Origin of the sequence: Streptomyces acidicola, from assembly GCF_009377235.1 — a bacterium.
Taxonomy (GTDB): Bacteria; Actinomycetota; Actinomycetes; order Streptomycetales; family Streptomycetaceae; genus Streptomyces; species Streptomyces acidicola.
In genome coordinates this window covers 1-10,977 of the sequence record NZ_VMNX01000286.1, presented here as the reverse complement: position 1 = coordinate 10,977, position 10,977 = coordinate 1, and the positions used below count along the sequence as shown (strand labels likewise).

Here is a 10,977-nt window from a genome sequence, read left to right as displayed (position 1 = left end):
CGCTCACCCCGCGGAGCGAACCGCCACGCGTTGCCCACCCCTCCCGCAAGCCGCCGGACGGCGTCCAGTAGGGTTTGGTCCGCATAAACATCAAACCCCTGCCCGACGCAGGGCGGCGACCGACCAGCGAGAAGGCCGCAGCCAACAGCGCGGGCGAGACTCTCGGGAAGGCGCTACGTGAGTCCCAACGGCTCCGACCTCCCCCACCGCCTGAAGGGCGTGGGCGGTACCCCCATGCCGCGGCGCCCGATGCGGCGGAAGCTGCTGCAGGCACTGACCGCGGGCCTGGTCCTGGCGACCGCCACCGGTTGCACATACAAGGACTTCCCCCGCCTTGGTATGCCCACCCCGGTCACGGAAGAGGCTCCGCGGATCCTCTCCCTGTGGCAGGGTTCGTGGGCGGCCGCGCTCGCCACCGGCGTGCTGGTGTGGGGGCTGATCCTGTGGAGCGCCATGTTCCACCGGCGTAGCCGTACCAAGGTCGAGGTTCCCCCGCAGACCCGGTACAACATGCCCATCGAGGCGCTGTACACGGTCGTTCCGCTGATCATCGTCTCGGTGCTGTTCTACTTCACCGCCCGCGACGAGACGAAGCTCCTCGACACCTCGAAGAAGCCGGACGTCACGGTGAACGTGGTCGGCTTCCAGTGGAGCTGGTGCTTCAACTACGTCGCGAACGTCGAAGGCTCCACCGGCAACGCGAAGACCGACAAGAACCTGGACGCGATCCCGGACAAGTGGAAGAACCAGTTCCCGGAGAACGCGGGCGGCGTCTACACCTGCGGTACCCCCGGTGAGCGGAACCCGCAGACCAACAACCCCGGCCCGACCCTCTGGCTCCCCGAGGGCAAGACGGTCCGCTTCATCCTCACCTCGCGGGACGTCATCCACTCCTTCTGGGTGGTGCCGTTCCTGTTCAAGCAGGACGTCATCCCGGGCCACACCAATGTCTTCCAGGTCACGCCCAACGACGAGGGCACTTTCCTGGGCAAGTGCGCCGAACTCTGCGGCGTCGACCACTCTCGGATGCTCTTCAACGTGAAGGTCGTCTCTCCCGAGCGCTATGAGCAGCACCTCAAGGAGCTCGCGGAGAAGGGCCAGACCGGTTACGTCCCCTCCGGTATCGAGCAGACGAGCAACGAGAAGAACCGGGAGACGACCCAACTGTGAGCATCCTCAACGAACCTCAGGGTGCCGCCACCGCCGAGGGCTCGTACGAGAACGAGCTGCCGGTACGGCGCAGGCAGCCCGGCAACGTCGTGGTGAAGTGGCTGACCACGACGGACCACAAGACGATCGGCACCCTGTATCTGGTGACGTCGTTCGCGTTCTTCTGCATCGGTGGCGTGATGGCGCTCTTCATGCGCGCCGAGCTGGCCCGTCCGGGCACGCAGATCATGTCGAACGAGCAGTTCAACCAGGCGTTCACGATGCACGGCACGATCATGCTGCTGATGTTCGCGACGCCGCTGTTCGCGGGCTTCACGAACTGGATCATGCCGCTGCAGATCGGCGCGCCGGACGTGGCCTTCCCCCGGCTGAACATGTTCGCCTACTGGCTGTACCTGTTCGGCTCGCTCATCGCGGTGGGTGGCTTCCTCACCCCGCAGGGCGCGGCCGACTTCGGCTGGTTCGCCTACTCCCCGCTGTCGGACGCGGTCCGCTCGCCGGGCATCGGTGCCGACATGTGGATCATGGGTCTGGCCCTCTCCGGCTTCGGCACCATCCTCGGCGCGGTCAACTTCATCACCACCATCATCTGCATGCGCGCACCCGGCATGACGATGTTCCGCATGCCGATCTTCACCTGGAACGTGCTGCTGACCGCGGTCCTGGTCCTGCTGGCCTTCCCCGTCCTCGCGGCGGCACTGTTCGCGCTGGAGGCGGACCGCAAGTTCGGCGCCCACGTCTTCGACGCGTCCAACGGCGGAGCCCTACTGTGGCAACACCTCTTCTGGTTCTTCGGCCATCCAGAGGTGTACATCATCGCGCTGCCGTTCTTCGGCATCATCAGTGAGGTCATCCCGGTCTTCTCCCGCAAGCCGATGTTCGGCTACATGGGTCTGATCGGCGCCACCATCGCCATCGCGGGTCTCTCCGTGACGGTGTGGGCGCACCACATGTACGTCACCGGCGGTGTGCTGCTGCCGTTCTTCTCCTTCATGACGTTCCTCATCGCCGTCCCGACCGGCGTGAAGTTCTTCAACTGGATCGGCACCATGTGGAAGGGCTCGCTGTCCTTCGAGACACCGATGCTCTGGGCGACCGGCTTCCTGATCACCTTCACCTTCGGTGGTCTGACCGGTGTCATCCTCGCCTCGCCTCCGATGGACTTCCACGTCTCCGACTCGTACTTCGTGGTGGCGCACTTCCACTACGTGGTGTTCGGCACCGTCGTCTTCGCGATGTTCTCCGGCTTCCACTTCTGGTGGCCGAAGTTCACCGGCAAGATGCTCGACGAGCGCCTTGGCAAGATCACGTTCTGGACGCTGTTCGTCGGATTCCACGGCACCTTCCTCGTCCAGCACTGGCTGGGCGCCGAGGGCATGCCGCGCCGTTACGCCGACTACCTGGCGGCCGACGGCTTCACCGCCCTGAACACGATCTCGACGATCAGCTCCTTCGTGCTCGGCCTGTCGATCCTGCCGTTCTTCTACAACGTGTGGAAGACCGCCAAGTACGGCAAGAAGGTCGAGGTCGACGACCCGTGGGGTTACGGCCGTTCGCTGGAGTGGGCGACCTCCTGCCCGCCGCCGCGGCACAACTTCCTCACCCTGCCGCGGATCCGCAGCGAATCCCCGGCGTTCGACCTGCACCACCCCGAGATCGCCGCGCTGGAGCAGCTCGGCCAGGGCGGCCCGGCTTCCGGTGAGCTCGCGGGCAGCGGCAAGGAGGCCGGCAAGTGAAGATCCAGGGCAAGATGTTCATCTGGCTGAGCGTCTTCGTCCTCGCCATGGCGATCGTCTATGGCGTGTGGTCGAAGGAGCCGGCCGGCACCACGGCGCTCTTCCTCGCCTTCGGCCTGTGCATCATGGTCGGCTACTACCTGGCCTTCACGGCCCGGCGGGTCGACGTCGGCGCGCAGGACAACAAGGAGGCCGACGTCGCGGACGACGCGGGCGAGCTGGGCTTCTTCAGCCCGCACAGCTGGCAGCCGCTCGCGCTCGGCATCGGTGGCGCGCTCGCCTTCATGGGCGTCGTCTTCGGCTGGTGGCTGCTGTACTTCTCGGCCCCGATCATCCTGATCGGCCTGTGGGGCTGGGTCTTCGAGTACTACCGCGGTGAGAACCAGAACCAGTAACACGCGCTGAGCGCCGAGGGGGCCCGGACACTCCGCCAGGAGGGTCCGGGCCCCCTCGTCTGCCACACCGGATTCCCTCGAACGGCCCACCCGCCGTGCCACTCCGGTGGTCCCTTCCTAGCGTGAGGGCATGAGCCACTCACCGCGAACCCGCACGGTCGCCGGCCGCATAGTGCCGGCACTCACCCTCGGCATAGCCATGGCCGCCTGCACCTCGGGTGGCCACCCGCTCTCCGCCGATCCGTACGACGCGGCGGACCAGATCTCGTTCAACACCCCCACCGGCGACGGCAAGAAGGCCGACCCCGACAAGCCCCTGGAGATCACCGCCGACGACGACGGGCGGATCACCGACGTCACGGCCGTGGACGCCACGGGACGCTACGTCGCGGGCGAACTCTCCGCCGACGGCAGGCGCTGGCACAGCACCTCCCCGCTCGCCGCCAACGCCCACTACACGGTCCGGGTGAGCACCGAGGACGACGGAGAGGTCGGCCGCAAGGTCCTCAGCCTCAACACCGGCAAGCCCACCACCATGAAGCGGCTGAACGTCACCTTCGGCCCCAAGACAGGTACGTACGGCGTCGGCCAGCCCGTCACCGCCGAGCTCAGCGCACCCGTCAAGGACAGTGCCTCACGGGCCGTCGTGGAACGCGCCCTGAAGGTCGACTCGGCGCCCTCCGTCGAGGGCACCTGGTACTGGGTGGACGACACGAAGCTCCACTTCCGCCCCAAGGAGTACTGGCCCAGCAATGCCACGATCCAGGTGCACAGCAACCTGGACGGCATCAAGGTCGGTGACCGCCTCTGGGGCGGCAGCGCCAAGCCCCTGAAGCTCACCACGGGCGACAGCCTCGTCGCCGTCACGGACTCCGCGACGCACCAGATGACCGTCTACAAGAACGGCGAGGCCATCAGGCAGATCCCGATAACCACGGGTAAGCCCGGCTGGGACACCCGCAACGGCGTCAAGGTCATCCTGGCCAAGGAAGGCACCGTGCGCATGACCAGCGCCAGCATAGGTGCCGCGGAGTTCTACGACCTGACCGTCCACAACTCCGTCAGGGTCACCAAGAGCGGTGAGTACGTCCACGCCGCCCCCTGGTCCACCGGGTCCCAGGGCTACGCCAACGTCAGCCACGGCTGCACCGGCATGAGCAGCGCCAACGCCCAGTGGTTCTACGACACCGTGCGCGAGGGAGACCTCGTCCAGGTCGTCAACTCGAACGGCGAGATGATGGCGCCCTTCGGCAACGGCTTCGGCGACTGGAACCTGCCGTGGGACAAGTGGCGCGAGGGCAGCGCCCTGGTGTCCGGCACATCGCCGCACCCTGACCAGGCTCTCCGCCTGAGCCCCGAGTCGGTCTGACCCGGGTCCCCGCGCCCCTTCCGGGGGGCGCGGGGAACTCCGCGTGCGGTCTCAGGCGCTGCTCAAGGCATGCCGCCGCAGCAGAGAAGCCAGCGCGTCCGCGAACTCCACGGGCTCGACCGGCAGGGTCACCGCCGCATCGGCCCGGCTCCACGTGGCCAGCCACGCATCCTGAGGCCGCCCGATCAGCAGAAGCACCGGAGGACAGTTGAAGATCTCGTCCTTGATCTGACGGCACACCCCCATGCCCCCCATGGGCACGGCCTCCCCGTCCAGGACGCAGACGTCGATCCCGCCCTTGTCCAGCTCCTTGACCACAGCACCCGGAGTGGCACACTCCACGAACTCGACCAAGGGAACGTCCGCCGCAGGCCTGCGGCCGGCGGCCAGCCGCACCTGTTCGCGGGTGTTGGAGTCGTCGCTGTAGACCAGCACCGTGGCGGTCGGCTGCATTCTTCCTCCGAGACGTCAGCGTCGTACGGACAAGCACCGTTGCGCGGATGCTACTCCCTTGAACACCACGTCAACAGCGGTCCGTACACCCCGGACACTCCGAACAGCACCCCCGGGAGTGAGGGCGGGATAAGCGACCGACATAATGTCGGTCGTGGCGACAGCAACGACAGTAGATACCGGGCACGCGCACCCGTCGGTCAACCGGCCGAACCTCACCAGCGTCGGAACCATCATCTGGTTGAGTTCCGAGCTGATGTTCTTCGCGGCCCTCTTCGCGATGTACTTCACCCTGCGTTCGGTGACCGGAGCCGATTTCTGGCACGAGAAGGCCAGCGCGCTGAACTTCCCGTTCTCGGCGACGAACACCACGATCCTGGTGCTCTCCTCGCTCACCTGCCAGCTCGGCGTGTTCGCCGCCGAGCGCGGGGACGTGAAGAAGCTCCGGATGTGGTTCATCGTGACCTTCATCATGGGTGCGATCTTCATCGGCGGTCAGATCTTCGAGTACACCGAGCTGGTCAAGGAAGAGGGTCTCTCGCTCTCGTCCGACCCCTACGGCTCGGTCTTCTACCTGACCACCGGCTTCCACGGCCTGCACGTGACGGGCGGTCTCATCGCCTTCCTGCTGGTCCTCGGCCGCACCTACGCGGCCCGGAGGTTCACCCATGAGCAGGCGACCGCCGCCATCGTCGTGTCCTACTACTGGCACTTCGTCGATGTCGTCTGGATCGGCCTTTTCGCCACGATCTACATGATCAAGTAATCGGGCTGCCGTCCGCGGCGGACCCATCGGCCGCGGCCAAACCGATCACAGCCAGAAGCATCGACGCAGAAGATCCTGACACCGGGGTAATCCGTGAAAAAGCTCTCCGCACGACGACGCCATCCGCTGGCGGCGGTCGTCGTCCTATTCATCGCGTTGGCGGCCTGCGCGGGGCTGTACACCGCCTTCGCGCCCGCGGACAAGGCGCAGGCCGATGAGTCCGCGCAGTCCCTCGCCATCGAAGAGGGCAAGAAGCTCTATGCCGTGGGCTGCGCCAGCTGCCACGGCACCGGCGGTCAGGGCACCTCCGACGGGCCGAGCCTGGTGGGCGTGGGCGCCGCGGCCGTCGACTTCCAGGTCGGCACCGGCCGGATGCCGGCCCAGCAGCCGGGCGCACAGGTCCCGCGGAAGAAGGTCATCTACTCCCAGGCGGAGATCGACCAGCTCGCGGCCTACATCGCCTCGTTCGGTGCCGGTCCCTCCATCCCGACCAAGGAGGAGTACAGCCCCGAGGGCGCGGACATCGCCAAGGGCGGTGAACTCTTCCGCACCAACTGCGCGCAGTGCCACAACTTCACCGGCAAGGGTGGTGCGCTGTCCAAGGGCAAGTACGCGCCGACTCTTGAGGGTGTCAGCCCGAAGCACATCTACGAGGCCATGCAGACCGGCCCGCAGAACATGCCGTCCTTCCCCGACACCACGCTGACGGAGAAGAACAAGAAGGACATCATCGCGTACCTCGACGCGGTCAACAGCGACGACACCGTGGAGCCCGGTGGCCTCAGCCTCGGCGGTCTCGGTCCGGTCAGCGAGGGCCTGTTCGCCTGGGTCTTCGGTCTCGGTGGGCTGATCGCCGTCGCCGTGTGGGTCGCCGCTCGGACCGCAAAGGCCAAGAAGTCATGAGTAGCCAAGACAATCCCGAAGAGAACCTGCCCGCAGAGCAGGAGCACGCGCCCGGTGCGGTGACCGTCGCGGACGAGAAGAACCCGTTCGCCGACCCCGGCCTGCCGCCCCACGAGCACCGCGTCCAGGACATCGACGAGCAGGCCGCCAAGCGCTCCGAGCGCACGGTCGCCCTGCTGTTCACCGTGTCGATGCTGGCCACCGTCGGCTTCATCGCCTCGTACGTGACGATCGGCATCGACACGTCGGTCTACGTCTGGCCGATCGGGCACATCAGCGCGCTGAACTTCGCGCTGGGCACTTGCCTGGGCATCGCCCTGTTCTGCATCGGCGCCGGGGCGGTCCACTGGGCCCGCACGCTGATGTCGGACGAGGAGATCGCCGACGAGCGCCACCCGATCGAGGCCACGCCCGAGGTCAAGGCCAAGGTCATGGCCGACTTCAAGCAGGGCGCCAAGGAATCCGCGCTCGGCCGCCGCAAGCTGATCCGCAACACGATGTTCGGCGCGCTGGCCCTGTTCCCGCTCTCCGGCGTCATCCTCCTGCGCGACCTCGGCCCGCTGCCCGGCACCAAGCTGCGCCACACGATCTGGTCCAAGGGCAAGCTGCTCGTCAACATGAACACGAACGAGCCGCTGCGTCCCTCCGACATCCAGGTCGGCTCGCTGACCTTCGTCAAGCCCGAGGGCCTGGAGGAGCACGACCACGACTTCCAGACCGAGATCGCCAAGGCCGCGACGATGATCGTCCGCATCCAGCCGGACAACATCAAGGACAAGCAAGAGCTTGAGTGGTCCTACCAGGGCATCGTGGCGTACTCGAAGATCTGCACCCACGTCGGTTGCCCGATCTCCCTGTACGAGCAGCAGACGCACCACGTCCTCTGCCCCTGCCACCAGTCCACCTTCGACCTGTCCGACGGCGGCCGGGTGATCTTCGGCCCGGCCGGCCACGCCCTGCCGCAGCTGCGCATCGGCGTGAACGACGAGGGTTACCTCGAGGCGCTCGGCGACTTCGAGGAGCCCGTCGGGCCTGCCTTCTGGGAGCGCGGATGAGCACTACGACAACCTCCGAGTCCCGCTCTCGCGGGAAGGCACCCGCCGGCGAGCGGGTCGCCGACTGGGCCGACGGCCGCCTGGGGATCTACTCCCTGGCCAAGGCCAACATGCGCAAGATCTTCCCCGACCACTGGTCGTTCATGCTGGGCGAGGTCTGCCTCTACACCTTCCTGATCATCATCATCACGGGTGTCTACCTGACGCTGTTCTTCCACCCGTCGATGAACGAGGTCACGTACCACGGCTCGTACGTCCCGCTGCAGGGGCAGCTGATGTCCGAGGCGTTCAACTCGACGATGCACATCTCGTTCGACGTGCGCGGCGGTCTGCTGATCCGGCAGATCCACCACTGGGCGGCGCTGATCTTCCTCGCCGGCATGTTCGTGCACATGATGCGCGTGTTCTTCACCGGCGCGTTCCGCAAGCCGCGTGAGGTCAACTGGCTGTTCGGCTTCCTGCTGTTCGTCCTGGGCATGTTCACCGGCTTCACCGGGTACTCGCTTCCGGACGACCTGCTCTCCGGCACCGGTGTCCGCTTCATGGAGGGTGCGGTCCTGTCCGTGCCGGTCGTCGGCACGTACCTCTCCTTCTTCCTGTTCGGCGGAGAGTTCCCCGGCGGCGACTTCGTGGCCCGGTTCTACTCGGTCCACATCCTGCTGCTGCCGGGCATCATGCTCGGCCTCGTGGTGGCGCACCTGATCCTGGTCTTCTACCACAAGCACACGCAGTTCGCGGGCCCCGGAAAGACGAACAACAACGTCGTCGGCATGCCGCTGCTGCCGGTCTACATGGCCAAGGCCGGAGGCTTCTTCTTCCTGGTCTTCGGTGTGGTCGCGGTCATCTCGGCGATCGCCACGATCAACCCGATCTGGAGTATCGGCCCGTACCGCGCGGACCAGGTGTCCACCGGCGCCCAGCCCGACTGGTACATGGGCTTCTCCGAGGGCCTGATCCGTGTCATGCCGGGCTGGGAGGTCAACTTCGCGGGCCACACGCTCGTCCTGGGTGTGTTCATCCCGCTGATCATCTTCCCGCTGGTGCTGGTCGCGATCGCGGTCTACCCCTTCATCGAGTCCTGGGTCACCGGCGACAAGCGTGAGCACCACATCCTGGACCGCCCGCGCAACGCGCCGACCCGCACGGCCTTCGGTGTCGCGTGGATCACCTGGTACATGGTGCTGCTGATCGGTGGTGGAAACGACCTCTGGGCCACCCACTTCCACCTGTCGATCAACGCCATCACCTGGTTCGTGCGGATCGCGTTCTTCGTGGCCCCGGTCCTCGCGTTCGTCATCACCAAGCGCATCTGCCTCGGCCTCCAGCGCCGGGACCGCGACAAGGTGCTGCACGGCCGCGAGACGGGCATCATCAAGCGCCTGCCGCACGGTGAGTTCATCGAGGTCCACGAGCCGCTCAGCCAGGAGCAGCTGCACACGCTCACCGCGCACGACCAGTACGAGCCGGCCCAGATCGGCCCGGCCGTCGACGAGAACGGCGTCACGCGCAAGATCAAGGCTTCCGAGAAGCTGCGCGCCAAGCTCAGCAAGGCGTACTACAACGAGGACAGCCAGATCCCGAAGCCGACCGTCGAGGAGTACAAGGAGATCACGAGCGGCCACGGCCACCACTGATCGCTGCGCTCGCCACGCGCAAGCCGAAGGGCCCCGTCCGTTGTACGGACGGGGCCCTTCGCGATGCTGCTGGGCTGGATAGGGTGGACGGGTTGAGACTCGTGTCCCGTGGCCTCGCGGTCCGGGACGACTGATCTATTGATCCATGACCCAGGAGCGGCTGATGAGCGCTGTGACCCCCGCAGGAGGCGACACCGCGGCGGGCCGCTCATGGCCCGCACTGCTGAACGGACTGCTGGACGGCCGCAACCTCACGGCGGACGACACCGCCTGGGCGATGGACCTGATCATGCGCGGCGAGGCGACGGACGCGCAGATCGCCGGGTTCGTGGTGGCCTTGCGGGCCAAGGGCGAGACCGTCGAGGAGATCGGCGGGCTGGTACGGACGATGTACGAGCACGCCAACGTGATCGAGGTGCCGGGTGAGACCGTCGACATCGTCGGTACGGGCGGTGACGGCGCGAAGACGGTGAACATCTCCACGATGTCGTCGATCGTCATCGCCGGCACGGGCGCGAAGGTCGTCAAGCATGGGAACCGTGCCGCCTCCTCCGCGTCCGGTGCCTCGGACGTCCTGGAGAAGCTCGGCGTCAATCTCGAACTGACCCCGCAGCGGGTGGCCGAGGTGGCGGAAGAGGCCGGGATCACCTTCTGCTTCGCGATCAAGTTCCATCCGGCGCTGCGCCATGTGGGCGCGGCGCGGGGGCAGTTGGGTATCCGTACGGTGTTCAACGTCCTCGGGCCGCTGACCAACCCCGCGAAGGTGCGGGCGCAGGCGGTCGGGGTCGCCGATCCGCGCATGGCGCCGATCGTCGCCGGTGTCTTCGCCGAGCGCGGCAACTCCTCGCTGGTGTTCCGCGGCGACGACGGGCTGGACGAGCTGACGACCACGGCGACGTCCCGGGTGTGGGTGGTCCGGAACGGCAAGGTGACGGAGGAGACCTTCGATCCGCGGGACGTCGGCATCGAACTGGTCCCCGTGGAGGCGCTGCGGGGCGGTGACGCGTCCTACAACGCGGACGTTGCGCTGCGGCTGCTGAACGGTGAGACCGGGCCGGTACGGGACGCTGTGCTGCTGAACTCGGCTGCGGCGCTGGTGGCGTTGGAGCCGGGGGACGGTCCTCTCGCGGCCCAGATCCGCGTGGCCATGGACAGGGCCGCGGAGTCGATCGACTCGGGGGCGGCCCGGCGGGTGCTGGAGCGGTGGGTCGCGGCGAGCAACGCGTAGCGAACCAGGGTTTTCCTCGCCCCCGCCGCCCCTACCCGTCCCATCCCCAGGGGCTCCGCCCCTTCAACCCCGTCCAAGGGGGCTCCGCCCCCTTGGACCCCGGGCCCTCGGGTTTCGGGGCTGCGGCCCTGCCCCCTCTTCGGGGCTCCGCCCCGGCCGCCGGTTTCGGGGGCCGGCCCCCGGACCCCCGCTCCTCGAACGCCGGAGGGGCTGACTATTCTGCCCGTCCGGCGTTCGAGGACGAGGCCGTTCAGGCCGATGAACCACC

General features: G+C 67.0%; 10 protein-coding genes. 9 read left to right on the top strand and 1 reads right to left on the bottom strand.

Features of this window, described 5'->3' with window-relative positions; translation table 11 throughout:
* Positions 1–177 precede the first annotated feature (177 nt).
* The 4 genes from ctaC (at position 178) to FPZ41_RS40690 (ending at position 4,670) form a co-directional block, all read left to right on the top strand.
* On the top strand, positions 178–1,170 hold the full coding sequence (gene ctaC, locus FPZ41_RS40705) for an aa3-type cytochrome oxidase subunit II (RefSeq protein ID WP_407698886.1): 993 nt from the start codon (positions 178–180) through the stop codon (positions 1,168–1,170).
* Positions 1,167–2,906, top strand: coding sequence for an aa3-type cytochrome oxidase subunit I (gene ctaD, locus FPZ41_RS40700; protein ID WP_322621360.1), 1,740 nt, complete (start codon positions 1,167–1,169; stop codon positions 2,904–2,906). Before ctaC ends, ctaD begins: the two co-directional genes overlap by 4 nt.
* Positions 2,903–3,301, top strand: coding sequence for a cytochrome c oxidase subunit 4 (locus FPZ41_RS40695; protein ID WP_322621359.1), 399 nt, complete (start codon positions 2,903–2,905; stop codon positions 3,299–3,301). The genes ctaD and FPZ41_RS40695 overlap by 4 nt, the downstream gene beginning before the upstream one ends.
* A gap of 130 nt (positions 3,302–3,431) precedes the next feature.
* The gene (locus FPZ41_RS40690) at positions 3,432–4,670 is read left to right on the top strand and encodes a L,D-transpeptidase (RefSeq protein ID WP_152869158.1); all 1,239 of its coding nucleotides are present in this window, start codon (positions 3,432–3,434) and stop codon (positions 4,668–4,670) included.
* A gap of 51 nt (positions 4,671–4,721) precedes the next feature.
* On the opposite strand, the gene FPZ41_RS40685 is transcribed toward FPZ41_RS40690, so the two are convergent.
* Positions 4,722–5,123 carry a response regulator gene (locus tag FPZ41_RS40685; protein WP_152869156.1) on the bottom strand — a complete coding sequence of 134 codons (402 nt, stop codon included), beginning with the start codon at positions 5,121–5,123 and terminating at the stop codon, positions 4,722–4,724.
* Between the two features lie 145 nt (positions 5,124–5,268).
* Here FPZ41_RS40685 and ctaE point away from each other — a divergent pair, with 145 nt between their 5' ends.
* The 5 genes from ctaE (at position 5,269) to trpD (ending at position 10,709) form a co-directional block, all read left to right on the top strand.
* Positions 5,269–5,889, top strand: a complete 621-nt coding sequence (ctaE, locus tag FPZ41_RS40680; protein WP_131571360.1) for an aa3-type cytochrome oxidase subunit III — start codon at positions 5,269–5,271, stop codon at positions 5,887–5,889.
* A gap of 93 nt (positions 5,890–5,982) precedes the next feature.
* Positions 5,983–6,792, top strand: coding sequence for a cytochrome bc1 complex diheme cytochrome c subunit (gene qcrC, locus FPZ41_RS40675; protein WP_131571357.1), 810 nt, complete (start codon positions 5,983–5,985; stop codon positions 6,790–6,792).
* On the top strand, positions 6,789–7,847 hold the full coding sequence (qcrA, locus tag FPZ41_RS40670) for a cytochrome bc1 complex Rieske iron-sulfur subunit (protein WP_152869154.1): 1,059 nt from the start codon (positions 6,789–6,791) through the stop codon (positions 7,845–7,847). Before qcrC ends, qcrA begins: the two co-directional genes overlap by 4 nt.
* Positions 7,844–9,481, top strand: coding sequence for a cytochrome bc1 complex cytochrome b subunit (gene qcrB / locus FPZ41_RS40665; RefSeq protein WP_152869152.1), 1,638 nt, complete (start codon positions 7,844–7,846; stop codon positions 9,479–9,481). The genes qcrA and qcrB overlap by 4 nt, the downstream gene beginning before the upstream one ends.
* Before the next feature lie 163 nt (positions 9,482–9,644).
* Positions 9,645–10,709: an anthranilate phosphoribosyltransferase gene (trpD, locus tag FPZ41_RS40660; RefSeq protein WP_152869150.1), complete on the top strand. Its 1,065-nt coding sequence runs from the start codon at positions 9,645–9,647 to the stop codon at positions 10,707–10,709.
* Positions 10,710–10,977 lie beyond the last annotated feature (268 nt).